Origin of the sequence: Bacteroides sp. MSK.20.12 (assembly GCF_019052435.1) — a bacterium.
Lineage (GTDB): Bacteria > Bacteroidota > Bacteroidia > Bacteroidales > Bacteroidaceae > Bacteroides > Bacteroides xylanisolvens.
The window spans coordinates 1-17758 of record NZ_JAHQVH010000013.1 but is presented as its reverse complement, the minus strand read 5'-3'; the positions used below and the strand labels follow the sequence as shown (position 1 = coordinate 17758).

16 protein-coding genes are annotated in these 17758 nt (G+C 41.6%); 8 read left to right on the top strand and 8 right to left on the bottom strand.

All coding sequences use genetic code 11. The features are described from left to right. Positions 1-10: 10 nt before the first annotated feature. Positions 11-991, top strand: coding sequence for a riboflavin biosynthesis protein RibF (gene ribF, locus KTR06_RS08915; protein WP_217290233.1), 981 nt, complete (start codon positions 11-13; stop codon positions 989-991). Positions 992-1130: 139 nt separating this feature from the next. Beyond that, a complete protein-coding gene (locus tag KTR06_RS08910) occupies positions 1131-1910 on the top strand; it encodes a CPBP family intramembrane glutamic endopeptidase (protein WP_074560091.1) in 780 nt (259 codons plus the stop codon). Positions 1911-1925: 15 nt separating this feature from the next. Here the strand turns inward: KTR06_RS08910 and KTR06_RS08905 are convergent, their stop codons facing one another. From KTR06_RS08905 to KTR06_RS08895, 3 genes are all read right to left on the bottom strand, one after another. After that, positions 1926-2351, bottom strand: a complete 426-nt coding sequence (locus KTR06_RS08905) for a SufE family protein (RefSeq protein ID WP_004316653.1) — start codon at positions 2349-2351, stop codon at positions 1926-1928. 22 nt (positions 2352-2373) lie between these two features. After that, positions 2374-3369: a M28 family peptidase gene (locus KTR06_RS08900; RefSeq protein ID WP_004316652.1), complete on the bottom strand. Its 996-nt coding sequence runs from the start codon at positions 3367-3369 to the stop codon at positions 2374-2376. Positions 3370-3439: 70 nt separating this feature from the next. Then, on the bottom strand, positions 3440-4348 hold the full coding sequence (locus KTR06_RS08895; RefSeq protein ID WP_217290232.1) for an LD-carboxypeptidase: 909 nt from the start codon (positions 4346-4348) through the stop codon (positions 3440-3442). Positions 4349-4565: 217 nt separating this feature from the next. On the opposite strand from KTR06_RS08895, the gene KTR06_RS08890 reads away from it, so the two are divergent. Both KTR06_RS08890 and buk read left to right on the top strand, forming a co-directional pair. Next, on the top strand, positions 4566-5525 hold the full coding sequence (locus KTR06_RS08890) for a phosphate acyltransferase (RefSeq protein WP_008026160.1): 960 nt from the start codon (positions 4566-4568) through the stop codon (positions 5523-5525). Positions 5526-5550: 25 nt separating this feature from the next. After that, positions 5551-6612, top strand: a complete 1062-nt coding sequence (buk, locus tag KTR06_RS08885) for a butyrate kinase (RefSeq protein WP_217290231.1) — start codon at positions 5551-5553, stop codon at positions 6610-6612. A gap of 147 nt (positions 6613-6759) precedes the next feature. On the opposite strand, the gene KTR06_RS08880 is transcribed toward buk, so the two are convergent. Both KTR06_RS08880 and KTR06_RS08875 read right to left on the bottom strand, forming a co-directional pair. Next, the gene (locus KTR06_RS08880) at positions 6760-8517 is read right to left on the bottom strand and encodes an ATP-binding protein (RefSeq protein WP_120069103.1); all 1758 of its coding nucleotides are present in this window, start codon (positions 8515-8517) and stop codon (positions 6760-6762) included. A 29-nt stretch (positions 8518-8546) separates the two neighbouring features. Then, positions 8547-9020 carry a helix-turn-helix domain-containing protein gene (locus KTR06_RS08875; protein ID WP_004316645.1) on the bottom strand — a complete coding sequence of 158 codons (474 nt, stop codon included), beginning with the start codon at positions 9018-9020 and terminating at the stop codon, positions 8547-8549. Between the two features lie 219 nt (positions 9021-9239). Here KTR06_RS08875 and KTR06_RS08870 point away from each other — a divergent pair, with 219 nt between their 5' ends. After that, entirely contained in the window at positions 9240-9503 is a 264-nt protein-coding gene (locus KTR06_RS08870; RefSeq protein WP_009040167.1) for a hypothetical protein, read from the top strand. Between the two features lie 698 nt (positions 9504-10201). Here the strand turns inward: KTR06_RS08870 and pnp are convergent. Further along, positions 10202-12328, bottom strand: a complete 2127-nt coding sequence (gene pnp / locus KTR06_RS08865) for a polyribonucleotide nucleotidyltransferase (RefSeq protein ID WP_117685059.1) — start codon at positions 12326-12328, stop codon at positions 10202-10204. Between the two features lie 196 nt (positions 12329-12524). Between pnp and KTR06_RS08860 the strand changes: the two genes are divergently transcribed. The 3 genes from KTR06_RS08860 (at position 12525) to KTR06_RS08850 (ending at position 14766) form a co-directional block, all read left to right on the top strand. After that, positions 12525-13676, top strand: a complete 1152-nt coding sequence (locus KTR06_RS08860) for a TlpA disulfide reductase family protein (protein ID WP_004316642.1) — start codon at positions 12525-12527, stop codon at positions 13674-13676. A gap of 181 nt (positions 13677-13857) precedes the next feature. Beyond that, the gene (gene greA, locus KTR06_RS08855; protein WP_032811363.1) at positions 13858-14322 is read left to right on the top strand and encodes a transcription elongation factor GreA; all 465 of its coding nucleotides are present in this window, start codon (positions 13858-13860) and stop codon (positions 14320-14322) included. A 51-nt stretch (positions 14323-14373) separates the two neighbouring features. Next, complete coding sequence (locus KTR06_RS08850; RefSeq protein ID WP_008026146.1) at positions 14374-14766, top strand: HIT family protein; 393 nt, start codon at positions 14374-14376, stop codon at positions 14764-14766. Positions 14767-14902: 136 nt separating this feature from the next. Here the strand turns inward: KTR06_RS08850 and KTR06_RS08845 are convergent, their stop codons facing one another. Both KTR06_RS08845 and KTR06_RS08840 read right to left on the bottom strand, forming a co-directional pair. Beyond that, on the bottom strand, positions 14903-15802 hold the full coding sequence (locus KTR06_RS08845) for a DMT family transporter (RefSeq protein ID WP_217290230.1): 900 nt from the start codon (positions 15800-15802) through the stop codon (positions 14903-14905). Between the two features lie 3 nt (positions 15803-15805). Beyond that, positions 15806-17122 (bottom strand): MFS transporter, encoded by a 1317-nt coding sequence (locus KTR06_RS08840; RefSeq protein ID WP_004316634.1) that lies wholly within the window; start codon positions 17120-17122, stop codon positions 15806-15808. Positions 17123-17758: the final 636 nt, after the last annotated feature.

Below are 17758 nucleotides of genomic sequence, written 5' to 3'. Positions count from 1 at the left end.
TTTTAGAGATATGCAGATTATACGTGACACATCGGCTATTAACCCGGAACCCAGTGTAGCTACCATCGGTTTTTTTGATGGAGTACATGCAGGACATCGCTATCTGATTCAGCAAGTGAAAGAGATAGCCGCCGCCAAAGGTCTACGCTCTGCATTGGTTACTTTCCCCGTTCATCCCCGCAAAGTGATGAACACGAATTATCGTCCGGAACTTCTGACTACCCCGGAAGAAAAAATAAGGCTGCTGGCAAACATCGGGGTAGATTACTGTCTGATGCTTGATTTCACTCCAGAAATTTCCCGGCTTACTGCCCGAGAGTTCATGACGCAGCTGTTAAAAGAACGTTACCAGGTAAAATACCTGGCTATCGGCTATGACCATCGTTTTGGGCACAACCGCAGCGAAGGTTTCGAGGATTATGTACGCTATGGGAAAGAAATTGGCATAGAAGTGATCCGCGCCAAAGCATATACCAGCAATATAGAAATAGAGAACGTACCCAATGTTCCGGTAAGTTCTTCCCTGATCCGCAAACTTCTTCATCAAGGAGAAGTAGACTTGGCTGCCGATTGCCTGAAATATGAATATTTCCTGGATGGAATAGTAGTAGGCGGCTATCAGGTAGGCCGCAAAATAGGTTTTCCAACGGCCAATTTAAGCGTGGATGATCCTGATAAACTGATCCCCGCGGACGGTGTATATGCCGTATGGGTGACATTCGATAAAAAGACATATATGGGGATGCTGAACATAGGTGTCCGCCCGACGATTGATAATGGGCCCAACCGGACCATTGAGGTGAATATCCTTCACTTCCATTCGGACATATACGATAAATTCATCCGGCTTACTTTTGTAAAACGGACGCGTCCCGAACTGAAATTCTCCAGTATCGACGAGTTAATAGTGCAACTCCATAAAGATGCAGAAGAGACGGAAGCTATTCTTCTTGCCAGCAAGGCAAACAGTAACAGCAGAGAAACAAAATAAATAATACAATAACCGAACAATAATAATTTAAAAATAGATTCTTATGCAAAAGTCATTTATGAGCATCTCTTTGGTGGTAATAGCTATTTCGATGTTAGCTATGTTTATCTATAGTTTCTTTACAACTAACTAAAGACCAATGAAAACGGCTATCAAACTGATATTAATAGACCTTCTCATTGCGCAGATTGTCGCCCCTATCCTGATTATGATTCCCTGTACGATCTATTTGTTAGTCACCACAGGAGATTTGGATAAGGTTGCCCTGACGCAAATGATTATGATTCCGGCCCAGTTAGCCGGTCAGATTATGATGGGTATTTATCTATGGAAAGCCGGCTATATCAATAAAAAGAAAGCGACATGGTCGCCTGTATCAGTGCCATTCCTAATTTGTAGCGGGCTGGCTATTCTCACCGCTGGCTTTCTGGTATCTGCACTTATGGGACTGCTAGACTGGATACCCAACATCATGGAGCAATCTTTCGACATTCTCCAATCCGGTTGGGGCGGTATTCTTGCAATAGCTATCATCGGTCCTGTACTTGAAGAAATCTTGTTTCGCGGAGCAATCACCCGCGCTTTACTTCAACAATACAATCCGACTAAAGCCATTCTGATTTCCGCGCTTCTGTTCGGCGTCTTTCATATAAATCCAGCCCAGATCCTTCCCGCATTTCTGATCGGTATCCTGCTGGCATGGACTTATTACAAAACAGGCAGCCTGATACCTTGTATACTCATGCACGTGCTCAACAACTCGCTATCCGTATATCTTAGCATCAAATATCCCGAAGCCGAGAATATGGATGACCTGATTAACGGTAGCCCGTATCTCGTCACTCTGGTCGGTTCAATCCTGCTACTTATCTGCACCATACTGACCATGAACAATCTGACTTCCAGAAAGCAACCATAAAAAAAGGGAAGTTTTTCACTTCCCCTCTTTTGCTTTGAATGCTAGTGCATACATTCGTATTTGTTTCACCATCGACAGCAAACCATTGCTACGCGTTGGCGACAGATGCTCTTTCAGCCCAATCTTGTCTATAAAATAAAGATCTGTATTCAAGATTTCATCAGGAGTATGTCCTGAAAGGACTTTAATCAATAAGGCAATAATTCCTTTGACTATCAAAGCATCACTTTCCGCTTTAAAAACGATTTTACCATCTACATCATCCGCTTGAAGCCACACCCTACTTTGGCATCCTTCAATCAGATTTTGTTCCGTCTTATATTTTTCTTCAAGTGGTTCCTGCTCATTTCCTAAGTCAATAAGTAGTTGATAACGGTCCATCCAATCGTCGAAGTCACTGAATTCTGCAATCACTTCGTCCTGTAATTCATTAATTGACATTATAAATAATTATTTAATCCTGTTATTTCTCATTATAGATCACTTCCAATACCGTCTGGCCTACTGCTTTCAACGTATTCTTATCTATATGCTCCATATTGTCATTGACGGTATGCCATGTCGGAGTAAAGTCACCCTCCTGATTATATGGAATAATATCGATTGTTTTAATACGTGCCAAGCGATTAATGAACAGATGGTCATCGGTAACAAATCCTCCGTTACCATCCATGAACGTCTTCCCGTTGCCAATCTTCTTCGCCGCTTTCCAGACTTTCTTATTTATATCGGGAGCAAATTCTTCAGAATATCCCTCTTTCATAAACACGCTACCTTCACCGCCCACCATATCGAGCAGGATGCCAAAACGTGCATTGTATCCCTGCACATGAGGATTGCGTGCCCAATACTGTGATCCGAGACACCAGAATTCCTCTTTATGCTGCCCCGTATAGAACTGCGGCGCACCATAATCCTCTGCATCCAGCAAAATAATATCGATACCTAACTCCGGTTGTTGCTGATTGACCAAGCGAGCTATTTCCAATAAAGCCCCTACACCACTGGCACCATCATTGGCACCCAAAATCGGAGTATTATGATTCTTCTCGTCAGGATCGTTATCAGCCCATGGACGTGTATCCCAGTGCGCAAACAGAGCGATTCGTTTTTTGCTTTCCGGCTTATAAGAACCGATAATGTTTCTCGCTTTCAACAGAGTTCCGTCATAAGCAATCAAATCGGCATATTGATTAGTCACTTGAGCACCGAAAGCCTCCAACTGACCGGCAAGGTAATTGCCACAGGCAACATGTTCTTTTGTATTAGGAACACGAGGCCCGAAATCCACCTGATTCTTTACATACAAATAAGCACTATCCGCATCAAATTGAGGTACATTCACTGCTGTCTCTTCGCTTTGTTCACTCGTACTATTTGCCTTATTACCTCCTCCGCAAGAGAATGCTGATAATAACAAAAAGGCACTCATTAATACTATCATAGTTTTCTTTTTCATCGTCCTTTCATCTATTAGGGCTTCAAAATTAGTTATTTTCATCACAGCATCGTTCAGATGGAATGGTTTATTAACATATAAACTTCAGTTCCACATTTTTCTTTCCGACCACAAGTTCCACTTTTGCGCCATTTATAAGCGGCAGATTATGAGTCACGTGTCCTACCGGAAAATTAAAGCAGACCGGATAATCATACTCTTTTACTAAATCCGCCAAAGCTGCATACAATTCCTTACCCAACGAACAGTCTTCTTCATATTCCGTAAATTGGCCGATAATCAGTCCGGACAGTTTTTCAAGCACGCCTCCCAATTTCAAATTATACATCATACGCTCGATGGCATGCGGACGTTCGCTGACATCTTCAATAAACAGTATCGTCCCTTCTGCCGGAATATCGTATGGAGTTCCCCGCAAACCGTATGCTACCGCCATATTACCACCATGCAAAACGCCTTGCGCAGTCCCCTGCTTATTTAGTTTGTGCTTCTCGCACGTATAAGAAGGGATATTTCCAAATAAGATATCCTTCAGATAGTTCGTACAAAGATCATCTTCCGGTTCTACCGTAAGATGACGGGCCATCAATGAATGTAGGGAAACATATCCATTCTTCTGAAACAGATTGTGCAACGCCGTTATATCGCTAAAACCCAGTAACCATTTCGGATGTTCATGAAAAGCCGTAAAATCAATTTTATCAATCAAATGTACCGCCCCGTACCCTCCGCGACTACACAGAATAGCTTTCACCTTAGGGTCGTCCATCGCGTCCTGCAAATCTTTCAGCCGTTGCCTGATTGTTCCGGCATATCTCCCGGATGAACTTCCGGCATATTTTCCCATAGCCACTTTCAAGCCCCATGATTCAATCCGTTTCTTGGCTCCTTTCAGGAATTGTTGGTCTATCTTACTCGAAGGTGATACAATAACCACTTTATCACCTTTCTGCAAAAAGGAAGGAAATTGAATATCCATATATATTCTTATTTAATTGACTTTCGTTGATAAAATACCAGACTGCCCGGATGCATTTGTTTTCATCTGCAAAAATACAGGAAAAAACGGTTCCATGCACATCCAACAGTCAAAACAAATGAAATATAGCAAAATGTTACATAACGGATGCATTTTTTCGGGTTATAATCGTTATTTTTTCAATCATTTTTCTGATATTTGCTAAAAATCTAACGTTATGGAACCTATTCTAAATTTTGCCCAGCTAACGGCCCATCTCAAAAAACTAAACCATAGAAAACGAATTGCCGTGGTCTGTGCCAACGATCCTAACACAGAGTATGCCATCTCTCGTGCGCTGGAAGAGGGAATTGCAGAATTTCTTATGATTGGAGATTCTACAATTCTGAAGAAATATCCCACGCTCAAACAATATCCCGAATATGTAAAAACTATCCATATCGAAAATCCGGACGAAGCGGCACGCGAGGCTGTCCGTATCGTTCGCGAAGGGGGAGCCGATATTTTGATGAAAGGGATTATCAATACAGACAACTTACTGCACGCCATACTCGACAAAGAAAAAGGGTTGTTGCCGAAAGGAAAAATCCTCACGCATTTGGCAGTGATGGAAATTCCTACTTATCATAAACTGCTTTTCTTTTCGGATGCTGCGGTCATTCCGCGTCCCACGCTACAACAACGCATAGAGATGATTTGGTATGCTATCTGTACCTGCCGCCACTTTGGCATCGAGCAGCCGCGTGTCGCATTGATTCACTGTACGGAAAAAGTGAGTGCCAAGTTCCCTCATTCATTAGATTATGTGAATATCGTAGAGCTTGCCGAAGCGGGAGAATTCGGAAATGTGATTATTGACGGCCCGCTGGATGTACGTACTGCGTGCGAACAGGCAAGTGGTGATATTAAAGGGATTGTATCTCCTATCAACGGACAGGCAGACGTACTGATATTCCCGAACATCGAATCGGGCAATGCATTCTACAAATCTGTCTCCCTGTTTGCAAAAGCAGAGATGGCAGGATTACTGCAAGGGCCTATTTGTCCTGTAGTACTTCCGTCGCGTAGCGATTCCGGCTTGTCCAAATATTATAGCATTGCGATGGCATGCTTACAAGTGTCAGGAGATTGCGAGTGCAGAAAACAGGCCAGTCAGGTCACCAACTCATCATTCTAAATTCACCATTTAAAACTCACCATTCATGAAAATACTGGTTATCAACCCCGGCTCTACTTCTACAAAGATTGCGGTTTACGAAAACGAAACTCCGTTGTTTATCAGCAATATAAAACATTCCGTAGAAGAACTGTCCGCTTTTCCCGAGGTAATAGATCAGTTTGAATTCCGGAAAAATCTGGTATTACAAGAATTGGAGAATAACAAGATCCCTTTTTCCTTTGACGCAATCATTGGACGCGGAGGTTTGGTGAAACCGATACCGGGCGGAGTGTATGAGGTGAACGATGCCATGAAACGTGATACAGTGCATGCCATGCGTACCCATGCCTGCAACTTAGGAGGACTGATTGCCAGTGAACTGGCCGCCACCCTACCCGATTGCCCGGCTTTCATCGCTGATCCGGGAGTGGTGGATGAACTGGAAGATATAGCCCGCATTACAGGTTCTCCGTTAATGCCGAAAATTACCATCTGGCACGCCTTGAACCAAAAAGCAATCGCGCGGCGTTTCGCCAAAGAGCAAGGGACGCAATACGAAGAGTTGGATTTAATCATCTGCCATTTAGGAGGAGGCATTTCTGTCGCAGTCCATCACCATGGAAGAGCCATCGACGCCAACAATGCGTTGGATGGTGAAGGCCCTTTCTCACCGGAACGCGCCGGCACACTTCCTGCCGGTCAACTGATCGACCTTTGTTTTAGCGGTCAGCATACCAAAGACGAATTGAAGAAACGTATCTCCGGACGTGCCGGATTGACTGCTCATTTAGGTACGACCGATGTGCCTGCCATCATCCAATCGATAGAAGAAGGAGATAAAAAGGCGGAACTGATACTGGACGCCATGATTTATAATGTTGCAAAAGCGATAGGCGCCAGTGCTACTGTACTTTGCGGGAAAGTAGATGCTATCCTCCTGACAGGAGGAATCGCTTATTCGGACTATGTGGTTTCAAGGCTGAAAAAAAGAATCTCTTTCCTGGCTCCCATCTATGTTTATCCGGGAGAGAATGAAATGAAGTCGTTAGCTTTTAACGCCATAGGAGCATTGAAAGGAGAATTGCCGATACAAGTTTACAAGTAACATAAACTATTGATTTATCGATTCTATCGGTTTCATCTTATTTTACTCTATACTTTTACCTGCTATCTCCTTATTTCTCAGCATTTCAAGAATTAGGTAAAATGGATGAACCGCAAACCTTGTAGTAACATTTATGGTACTTATTTCTTAAGAAAGAGTTACTTCTTCCAACAAGGCAAGCTCCCAGCTACGCCAAACAATAGTAATTAACTTCAGTTCACCTTTCGCCTTGGCTTCTGCCACCAGCTCATCTTCACTATAACGAAGTAACTGTTCGCGCGCCTCATCAGCAAGGGCACGTATTTCTTTTTCCGAAGCACCGGCTTTTGCATATTTCACCTCAAGCAGATAGGTGAAAGGAGGAAGTACGGGAACCGACAGACTAGGTTTGAAGAAGAAATCTGCAAAGCCTTTATTCAATTCGTATTCCGGATAAAGTTGATAATAACGATACATTCCTAAATAAGCAAGCAAGAAGCCTTTAATGTGCGCTTCACCTTCAATATATTCACGGATACGGCTTTGCTCACGAACAGCGTTGGCGATAAAATCGAACAAAGGTTTCCAATCTCCTCTGAAAGCCATATTCTCAAATAAAGCACTCATCTTGTTCATGTCTATTTTAAAGATATCATGCTTGATGTAGCCTTGTATCAAGAAGTTAAAAAGCTGCTCTCTTACAACTAAATTCGGTACATGCAGGATGGGTCTTCCCACCATATCTACACCTTTGATGGAAAGAAGTCCGAAATAGAATAATAAAGACTTGAAATTACTGGGGTCCGTCATCTCCAATGCAGAAAAATGAGTAACAATGTCAGTAATAATCTCTCCTTGCTCGGCTATTTCCTTTATAACAGAAAAATTCTCTCCCAATCCATGATCTAATTTTATCAAGTATGCCAACTTGTTAAAGTCAGTGCGAATGTTAGGGTCTACAATTTCTTTAGGCTTTTTATGATGAAGTACAAAAGATTTCAGAAAATAAAGTGCCATGTCAGAATTAAACATACACTGTTCCAATGTATCTTCACTAAAGCAATAATTGTCATAATTGGGTTTCATCATGGCAACTATTTCATCTATAGATTCTTGAAGCACTCCCTGCTCTTTATAATATGTCAACATCTCACGCAATTCTTTCTCACTGAATCCAACCAAATCATTAAACCATGAATCATTTGTGATATTGGTTCCGATGTTAAAGCCACTAGTTACATCATCCATCGTCACCGGACTCACTCCGGTAATAAACAACCGTTCAAGAGCAGCTCCGGTTCCGGTAGTGGCAGATTTTATCACGTTAAAGAAGCCACGAATAAAACCTTCGCCATGCGTTGCTTTTCTGTAAAACTCCGTACCGTAAGTTGAAAGAATGGTATTGGTGAAATTATCGTATTCATCAATAAGTAAATAAATACGAATATTTTTCTTACGGGTAGCATAGGAATTAATCGCAGACAGAAAAGCACCGGGTTCTTCTTGTATTTTCTCATCAAGAACATCCCAAATTTCTTTTCCTAACAAATCTTCATACTTAAAGACAAAATCTTTAAGTTTGCTACAACAATGCAGCTTAAACGATAGCTCTACTTCATTGACATTGGAACTCACTTCCGAAAAATTAAATCGCATGATGAGAAACTGATTGTGGAGCTTCGTCGGATGCCGACCTATGTATAGCTGACCAAACAACTCGTCAAACTGTTCAGCATGATTTACGTCATAATAGGCCTCTAACATAGCCAAAGTCAGACTCTTCCCAAATCTACGGGGACGTATCAGAAACAGATAAGGCGGTTGCATCTCTATTTTTTCAATGAACATTGTCTTATCTACATAATAATAATTCTCTTTCTGAATTCGGCTAAAATCAGTTATTCCGTAAGGTATTTGTTTCATCATATTGCGATTCCTTTCAATTTATCTGTCTCTTATTTCTGCAGACTTTTTTCAATATTCTGCAAACGGCGTTCTAATGCTGCATACTTTTCATCCTTTTCTTTTAAAAGACGCTCGTAGAGTTCAGTGATTTTGTCGATAGGATTGAAGTTGTTAACTCGACTATCATTAATACTATCTTCGGTATCAGACTTAACTATACCCATGCTGATGTTTGCCCCACCTGCACTTTGTTCTGAATTATTCACCGTATTATTTTCAAACACCACCGTCTGTGCATCCTCCTCCAAAGTCTTGAGATAATCGAAAGGGACATTCAATGCACGTGCAAAGCGTTGCAACATCTCATCATCAATCACCTTCATCTTCTCATATTTAGAAACAGCAGGTTGTGAGAGATGTACTAATTCACTCAAACCCTCCTGGTTCATATTCTTTTCAATACGGGTACGACGTATATTGCGTCCGTGATGGACTCTCCCAATTGTCAATTCTTCTGTTTCCATTTTTATTTTCTTTCTTTTTAAAATCCAACAAATATACAAATGAAAAGTTTCGCTCGAAGCAAATATACGAAAAAAACGAATAGATGTGATAATATGGATAAAATGAATATTACAACCTGACAAATAGAATAAAATGAATACTTCAAACAGCGTATAATGTGTTAAATTATCACGAACTTTACCGCACGAAAGGGCAACAAAACAAAAGAGCTTACGAACATGAAAAGAATATTGACAAATAAAGAATACAGGTTCATAAAAGAGCTCAAAGAATTGATGACTAAATACAATGCAGTGATCTCTACAGATGCACAAGGAAAAATTGAGATTGTTGTGAATGAAGACGACGAATCATTTGATTTTGAAACAGAAAGCACGATCTATTTAGGAGAATGTTTTTCGGATAATGAGCTAAATGAATTACTGGAAAAGAACTTAGCACACATAATACGAATAAAAGAGGAGTATAAAACAAACTTGTAAACGGATTTATATAATTGAAAAATCATTAATCCAAATTTCTATATAAACACCCCACCAGATTTCTTTAGAACCAACGGCCTCTTCCTTTTAAAGGAAGGGGGCGTTCCTTTAAAAGGAGTGAAGCTTTGGTTTTAAAGCAAGAAAAACGACCTTATTAACAGGTATATTTGCCTGTATCATAAACTTTTTAAATAAAAAAGCTCTTTCAAAGAAATTTTTCTCATATCTTTGCGACGTGTTAAGTTAATAAATTGATTAAGGTCGATTTTTGACTGTTTCGAATCGGGAAGTATGGGGGTACTTTCCGATTCTTTTTTGGGGAGGATATAATAAGGTGTCTTTCATCTTTTTAAAGGTTTTAATAAACTGGATAAATCTAATATATACTAACTCTATATATAAAACAGTTCAACTCCGGAGGATACTAATAAGAAATCTTATTTTTTAAGATATACAGAAATCATCTCCTGTAAAACCTAGTTTTAGGCGGAAACCTCATTCTTGTTTCATAAACGAACTATTTCACCACAGAGGACACGGAGGACATAGAGTTTTCAGAGTTCTAGTTTAGAGATAATTATAGCCTCTGCGTCCTCTGTGGTGAAAAGGCTAAAAGAAGTATGCTGATAGAAAAAAAGAAGGCTGTTTCAAAATTAAATTTGAAACAGCCTTCATTATATATAGAAGCTATCGCTTTCTTACTTCTTTTCCGGTCTTGGCAACAAAACCTTTCTTGAAAGTTTGAATTTGCCAGTTTTCGGATCGATATCAATCAGTTTTACCTCGATTTCATCACCTTCTTTGATTCCGGCTTCTTCTACTGTTTCCAGACGTTTCCAGTCAATTTCGGAGATGTGCAGCAAACCATCCTTGCCCGGCAAGAATTCGATAAATGCACCATAAGGCATAATAGAACGAACTTTACCTTTATAAACTTCGCCTACTTCAGGAACAGCAACGATTGCTTTAATCATGCGCATTGCATCATCAATACATTTCTTGTTTGTTCCGGAAACTTCGATGCGTCCCATACCATCAATTTCTTCGATAGTAATCACAGCACCAGTTTCTTCCTGCATACCTTGGATGATCTTTCCACCAGGGCCGATCACAGCACCGATGAATTCTTTAGGAATTGTCATCGTTTCGATACGTGGAGCATGTTCTTTCAGGTCGGCACGTGGTTCAGCAATTGTTTCAGTAATCTTATTAAGGATATGCATACGTCCTTCTTTAGCCTGGTTCAAAGCACGTTCCAGAATGTCATAAGACAGACCGTCTACCTTGATATCCATCTGTGTAGCAGTGATACCGTCTTTTGTTCCGGTCACCTTGAAGTCCATATCTCCCAAGTGGTCTTCGTCACCCAGGATATCAGACAATACAGCATATTTTTCTTCGCCCGGATTCTTAATCAATCCCATAGCGATACCCGATACCGGTTTCTTGATCTTCACACCTGCATCCATCAATGCCAATGTGCCGGCACATACGGTAGCCATAGAAGAAGAACCGTTAGATTCGAGGATATCTGAAACCACACGTACTACATACGGATAGTCAACAGGAATCTGTCCTTTCAAAGCACGCCAAGCCAAGTGACCGTGACCGATTTCACGACGGCCTACACCACGTTGTGCTTTTGCTTCGCCTGTAGAGAAAGGAGGGAAGTTATAATGTAACAAGAAACGTTCTTTTCCGTGTTCCAAAACATCGTCGATAATCTTCTCATCCAGTTTTGTACCCAGAGTAACAGAAGTCAATGACTGTGTTTCACCACGAGTAAAGATAGCAGATCCGTGAGGGCCAGGCAGAGGACCTACTTCACACCAGATCGGGCGGATTTCGGTAGTCTTACGACCATCCAGACGCTTACCTTCGTCCAAAATAGAACGGCGCATGGCTTCTTTTTCTACATCGTGGTAGTAACGGTCGATCAATGCAGCCTTTTCGTCCAACTCTTCTTCAGAGAATTGAGCTTTGAATTCTTCGCGGATCGCTTCGAAAGCAGCAAAACGTTCGTGTTTGTTATTGTTTCCGGAAGCGGCAACTGCGTAAGCCTTGTCGTAACATGCTTCGCGAACAGCCTTGCGCAAGTCTTCGTCGTTTACTTCGTGGTTGTATTCACGTTTTACAGTTTTTCCAACCTCTTCAGTCAACTCCATCTGCGCTTTGCAATGAATCTTGATAGCTTCGTGAGCCACTTTCATTGCTTCCAGCAATTCAGCTTCAGATACTTCATGCATTTCACCTTCTACCATCATGATGTTCTCATAAGTAGCGGCTACCATCAAGTCCATGTCAGCTTTTTCCAGTTGTTCAAAAGTAGGATTGATAACGAACTGACCGTCGATACGCGCTACACGCACTTCAGAGATCGGTCCGTTGAAAGGAATATCTGAAACGGCAAGTGCTGCAGAAGCGGCAAGTCCTGCCAATGCATCCGGCATATCCACACCATCAGCAGAAAAGAGGATGATGTTCACATATACCTCTGCGTGATAATTATCGGGGAATAAAGGACGGAGAGCACGGTCTACAAGACGGCAAGTCAGAATCTCATAATCAGAAGCTCTACCTTCTCGCTTGGTGAAACCACCAGGGAAACGGCCGAATGCCGCAAATTTTTCTTTGTACTCTACCTGTAAAGGCATAAAATCTGTTCCGGGAACTGCATCTTTAGCGGCACAAACAGTAGCTAACAACATGGTGTTGCCCATGCGAAGCATTACAGAACCGTCTGCCTGTTTTGCCAACTTTCCCGTCTCGAGTGTGATGGTTCTTCCATCAGGTAACTCGATTGTCTTAACAATTGGGTTAATCATAAAAATTGTTTTATCTATACTTTTTCTTTCAAAATTCCTGCAAAGATATACATTTATCGTGGTAATCAGGTGGAAATGAGGTAAAAAGTTAGTGGTGAACTGATTTTTTTTCAAAATTAGGATGAAGAACCCGGCAAAATGCTTTGACTAATCTCGAAAAGAAGTATATTTGCATCTCGTTAATAACACACACTATATGAAAAAGGTTACTTTTGCAGCGCTCGCCGCACTTACTATTACTGCTTGTAGTTCCGGTCCTAAATTCCAGGTGAACGGGGATGTATCAGGAGCCGATGGTAAAATGCTTTATCTCGAAGCTTCCGGTCTGGAAGGTATTGTTCCGCTCGATTCAGTGAAGCTGAAGGGGGAAGGTACATTCAGTTTCAAGCAGCCTCGTCCCGAATCACCCGAATTTTATCGTTTGCGGATTGACGACAAAATCATCAATTTTTCTGTAGATTCTATCGAAACGATTCAGATCAAAGCTCCGTATGTGGATTTCTCCACTACTTACACGGTGGAAGGTTCGGAAAACAGCAACAAGATAAAAGAGCTGACGCTGAAGCAGATCCGCCTGCAAAAAGAGGTGGACGACTTGCTGGCAGCTTTACGCAGTAACAGAATGGGGCATGATGTATTTGAAGACAGTCTGGCAACGTTGCTCAACAATTATAAGGAAGATGTCAAAGTGAACTATATTTTCGCTGCTCCCAACACGGCAGCCGCTTACTTTGCCCTGTTCCAGAAACTCAATAATTATCTGATATTCGATCCGTTGAACAATAAAGATGATGTGAAATGCTTCGCTGCTGTTGCTACGAGCCTCAACAATGCGTTCCCTCATGCCGTACGTTCCAAGAACCTTTATAATATTGTAATTAAGGGGATGAAGAACACGCGCCAGCCACAGGCAAAAGCATTGGAGATTCCTCAAGAGAAAATAGTGGAAACCGGCATTATCGACATCGCCCTGCGTGACGTGAAAGGAAATGTGCGCAAACTGACCGACCTGAAAGGAAAAGTCGTATTGCTCGATTTCTCTGTATTCCAGTCGCCTGCCGGTTCTCCTCACAACCTGATGCTTCGCGAACTATATAATGAATACGCAAAACAAGGACTGGAAATATATCAGGTATCTCTCGATGCGGACGAACACTACTGGAAAACTGCGGCAGACAACCTTCCTTGGGTTTGTGTACGCGATGGAAACGGAGTGTATTCTACCAACGTGGCTGTATATAATGTTCGTCAAGTTCCATCTATCTTTTTGATTAACCGTAACAACGAATTAAAGCTTCGCGGCGAAGATATCAAGGATTTGGAAGCAGCTGTCAAGTCATTGCTCTAAGTTGTTATAATTTAGCATATTTCATTTAAATATGTTACATAGCATCTTTTTTCACTTGACACGTATCACTTAAAAGTCTATCTTTGCAAAGAAATAATGATAAGAGGGTTCCAACATGGCTCATGTTGGAATTCTTTTTTGTTTATATGACCATTTAAAACAATTAAAGGAGGAAAACATCATGGCTTATATGTCAGAAGAAGGTTACAAGAAACTGATGGCGGAACTGAAGGAACTGGAAACAGTGGAACGCCCGAAGATCTCTGCGGCAATAGCCGAAGCCAGAGATAAAGGAGACTTGTCGGAAAATGCAGAATACGATGCCGCCAAAGAGGCGCAGGGTATGCTTGAAATGCGCATCAACAAATTGAAAGCTACCATTGCAGACGCAAAAATCATTGATGAATCTAAGCTGAAAACAGATTCTGTACAGATTTTAAATAAAGTGGAACTGAAGAATGTAAAGAACGGTATGAAGATGACTTATACCATCGTTTCCGAAAGTGAAGCTAACCTGAAGGAAGGAAAGATTTCCGTTAACACCCCGATTGCACAAGGTCTGCTTGGCAAGAAGGTGGGTGATGTAGCCGAAATCACTGTTCCACAAGGTAAAATTGCATTGGAAGTAGTAAACATATCAATTTAACGTAAAGGCAGGTCTCCTTGTGGGGCTTGCCTTCATTTATCAATAAAAGTTATGGCAACAATATTCAGTAGAATCATCGCAGGCGAAATCCCCTGCTACAAGGTGGCGGAAAACGAAAAGTTTTTTGCGTTTCTCGATATCAATCCGTTGGTAAAGGGACACACATTGGTGGTGCCCAAACAGGAAGTAGACTATATTTTCGATTTGAGCGATGAGGACCTGGCTGCTATGCATGTATTTGCAAAGAAAGTGGCCCGTGCCATTGAAAAAGCTTTCCCCTGTAAAAAGGTGGGCGAAGCGGTTATCGGACTGGAAGTTCCTCATGCACATATTCATTTAATTCCTATTCAAAAGGAATCGGATATGTTGTTCTCGAATCCGAAACTGAAATTGTCGGATGAAGAATTCAAGTCCATAGCACAAGCAATCAACTCCTCTCTATAAAACATGATGATGAAATAAGCAAGAGCGTTCTGTGAAGGACGCTCTTTTTTTATTCCATGCCTTGAAACAAAGTGTTCCCCGGTGTGAAACGAAGTGTTCCTCACCGAGGAACAACCTGTTCCACACCGAGAAACTTTTATCGCTCCTTACTTTCGGCAACTTCTACCAAATAAACTCCGATACAGATAAAAATAATGGCAAACGTCTGCGTCCAGCTAAAACGGTCTTGTCCCAAAGCAAGGGAGGCAATAGTTGCCACAATCAGAATCAGATAACCATAGATAGCAACCACCGTTGTCTTCAGATATTTCAAACCGACAGGCAACAACATATAACTGATAGTGGTCGGGAAAATCAATACGAACATCAGGATAAGGAAAGGTGTCCAATGGAACGGCATGGAGAATACCGGAGCATCAAATCCCGTAATGAACATTACTATTATAGCAGATACAGCAGCACCGGAAAAAGTATAGCGCAACATGGTTATTGCTCCGATAGCAGTCAAGATACGCTGACTAAGAATCAGATAGACAGCATATACCACAGAGCTAAGAAGACAAAGCATATTTCCCGTGAAAGCATCGGACGCCAAATCATCACTTTGCTGGGTTAAAATACAAACCAATGCTCCTATCAAGCCGATAGAAATTCCTATTATTTTTTTAGTGGTCGCCTTCTCCTTATAAAAGAATATCATCATGAGAAAAACCCAAATAGGCTGGAGGCTGGTAAAAATGGAACTGGAAACAGGAGTTGTTTTACTCAATCCGGCCAGGTAAAGAAACATAAAGCCATAAAGTCCCAAGGCCCCCAACAGGAAAAGGAGCCATTTATCTTTGGCGGATGATTTCTCCGGAGGCATAAACCACCCGATTACCCAAAAGGCTGCTGCCGCAAACGTGCAGCGAAGGGTTGCTCCTGTCAGCGGACTCATCCACAAAGGCAGAAGATACTTCAGGGCATTCATATTTAACCCGCTAAAAACTTTCGAGACGGCCATGCTAAGATTGGCTTCCAGTTTCTTATTCTTCATTTTTTATTTCAATTGGTCGTTAAACAAAAAGGTATGACGGCGCCGGTATGCCCAGAAAAGAGTAACAACAGTAATCAGCAGATTAAAGATAAACGGAAACTCTTGCGATTGGGTATGGAATACCCACTGGAAAAAATCGACGATAAAGGGATAGAGCAAAATAGCCAGGTAGTTCATCATCATCACAAATGCCAAAGCTAATGTGGTCTTTTGCGGTAATGCGGTCTGCGTGGTCTTGTCATAAAGCATAGGCTGGATAATGCCATACCCTAAACCGACCAGAATACACCCGGGAATAATCAGCCACTCTATCGGAGCTATCCAGATTAATAATAGTCCCAATGCCATCGACAACAGGCTATATGCCTTCGTACGTTCTTTAAGCAAGCCTACAATTTTATCCAGACAGAAGCCCGGAGCCGTGATAGCCAGGAAGAAAAGCGAAATCATCAGTCCGGAATTACCACTGGAGAAATGATGCTTTTCCATTAAGAAAGGCAGATTGAAGATCACTACTATTACGATATATGTAATCACCCCATAGAAAAGCATCAGTTCTATCAGATGCTTGATGTGAATACCATATTTACTGCCTCCAATGTCTATGGCAGACTGTCGGGCAGCTTTGCTGTCGTCCGCTGAACTCGTCTCCGGCACAGTCACCGTCGCCGCATTCGCAGTTGCTACATTTGCCGCCGTAGTAGTAGCAGTATCAGACGAAGAAGATGCCGTTAAAGCGGCTTCTCCGGACCGGTCTTCTTTCAAATGTCCCACCAGCAGAATGGAAACCAACGGAAGAAGATAAACAAGAAAAGGCAGGTGCCAACTGACTTCTGCCAGATAGCCCGTCACGGCAGTTGCTATCACTAACGTAAAATTAGTTATGGCCGAACTCAACCCGAACTGTTTCACCCGATAAGTTCCCACAAAATATCTGGAAACCAATCCGGTAGACAAAGGGATAATAAGTCCGGACCCGATGCCGAGCAGAGCACTAACCACAATCAACTGCCACATTCGATTGGATATCAGATACAGAACACCGCTTGCGGCAAAAAGCCAGAGTCCGACTTTCAATACACGGACATAATCGACTTTCTCCGTCAGTTTACCACCCAGCAATATAAAAGGTATGATGAGCAATGATGGCAGTGATGTCAACATCTGTATGTCCAGATCCGTAGCTTTCGGAAATATCTTTGTAAGGTCACCCAATATAGGTGAAACAGCGAGTCCCGGCAATGAAGTCAATGCCGAAATAGACCAAATGGCAATTAAAGTGATAAGAGGAATTGTTCCTCGTCCCGTCTGTATCTTCATAATGCTTATTCGTTAAAAGTTTAGGTTTGAAGAAAACAATAGTCGCTTTATAAAGTTCATTTATTCACCACAGAGGACGCAGAGGCCACAGAAGGGAATCTTGTTCATGCCGGTACCGTTTTGAATAAAATAATGGAGTATTCTGGAAACGTTGTGGTAAATCTGAAAAAGATGATTGAGTTTTTAAGATTCTCCGTTATCTTTTTATTATAAGATATGGGTCAAGGGTGAGGGGTGGTGAGGGTAGATTTATAACTTTCGTATTTTTTTATAGATAAAAAAAGGAGATAGTATAGAAAATAATAAAATAAAAGGTTATAAATCTACCCTCACCACCCCTCACCCTTGACCCATTCATTAGCGCAACGTTTAACTCGTTTCTATGCAGTTCTTAATTAAATGGGAATTTAGGGGCGTAGCGCCCCAACAAGGTTTCCATTCGGCATGTTATCGTTTTAGACATACCCTAAAGGGTGGAACTGTATCTCTTTCAGGGAATACCGAATGGAAACCTTGCTCCGGCGCTACGCCGGTAAATGGGAATTTATCGGTTAAATGAGAATTTATCGGTTAGGCTGAAAGCCTTACAATTATATATTTATTGGTGCCCTGAAAGGGCTTAATTATATAGCGTAG

Bases quoted from the DNA above. Each gene is read 5' to 3' on its own strand.
- ribF (WP_217290233.1), top strand. From the start codon at position 11: ATGCAGATTATACGTGACACATCGGCTATTAACCCGGAACCCAGTGTA.
- KTR06_RS08910 (WP_074560091.1), top strand. From the start codon at position 1,131: ATGAAAACGGCTATCAAACTGATATTAATAGACCTTCTCATTGCGCAG.
- KTR06_RS08905 (WP_004316653.1), bottom strand. From the start codon at position 2,351: ATGTCAATTAATGAATTACAGGACGAAGTGATTGCAGAATTCAGTGAC.
- KTR06_RS08900 (WP_004316652.1), bottom strand. From the start codon at position 3,369: ATGAAAAAGAAAACTATGATAGTATTAATGAGTGCCTTTTTGTTATTA.
- KTR06_RS08895 (WP_217290232.1), bottom strand. From the start codon at position 4,348: ATGGATATTCAATTTCCTTCCTTTTTGCAGAAAGGTGATAAAGTGGTT.
- KTR06_RS08890 (WP_008026160.1), top strand. From the start codon at position 4,566: ATGGAACCTATTCTAAATTTTGCCCAGCTAACGGCCCATCTCAAAAAA.
- buk (WP_217290231.1), top strand. From the start codon at position 5,551: ATGAAAATACTGGTTATCAACCCCGGCTCTACTTCTACAAAGATTGCG.
- KTR06_RS08880 (WP_120069103.1), bottom strand. From the start codon at position 8,517: ATGATGAAACAAATACCTTACGGAATAACTGATTTTAGCCGAATTCAG.
- KTR06_RS08875 (WP_004316645.1), bottom strand. From the start codon at position 9,020: ATGGAAACAGAAGAATTGACAATTGGGAGAGTCCATCACGGACGCAAT.
- KTR06_RS08870 (WP_009040167.1), top strand. From the start codon at position 9,240: ATGAAAAGAATATTGACAAATAAAGAATACAGGTTCATAAAAGAGCTC.
- pnp (WP_117685059.1), bottom strand. From the start codon at position 12,328: ATGATTAACCCAATTGTTAAGACAATCGAGTTACCTGATGGAAGAACC.
- KTR06_RS08860 (WP_004316642.1), top strand. From the start codon at position 12,525: ATGAAAAAGGTTACTTTTGCAGCGCTCGCCGCACTTACTATTACTGCT.
- greA (WP_032811363.1), top strand. From the start codon at position 13,858: ATGGCTTATATGTCAGAAGAAGGTTACAAGAAACTGATGGCGGAACTG.
- KTR06_RS08850 (WP_008026146.1), top strand. From the start codon at position 14,374: ATGGCAACAATATTCAGTAGAATCATCGCAGGCGAAATCCCCTGCTAC.
- KTR06_RS08845 (WP_217290230.1), bottom strand. From the start codon at position 15,802: ATGAAGAATAAGAAACTGGAAGCCAATCTTAGCATGGCCGTCTCGAAA.
- KTR06_RS08840 (WP_004316634.1), bottom strand. From the start codon at position 17,122: ATGAAGATACAGACGGGACGAGGAACAATTCCTCTTATCACTTTAATT.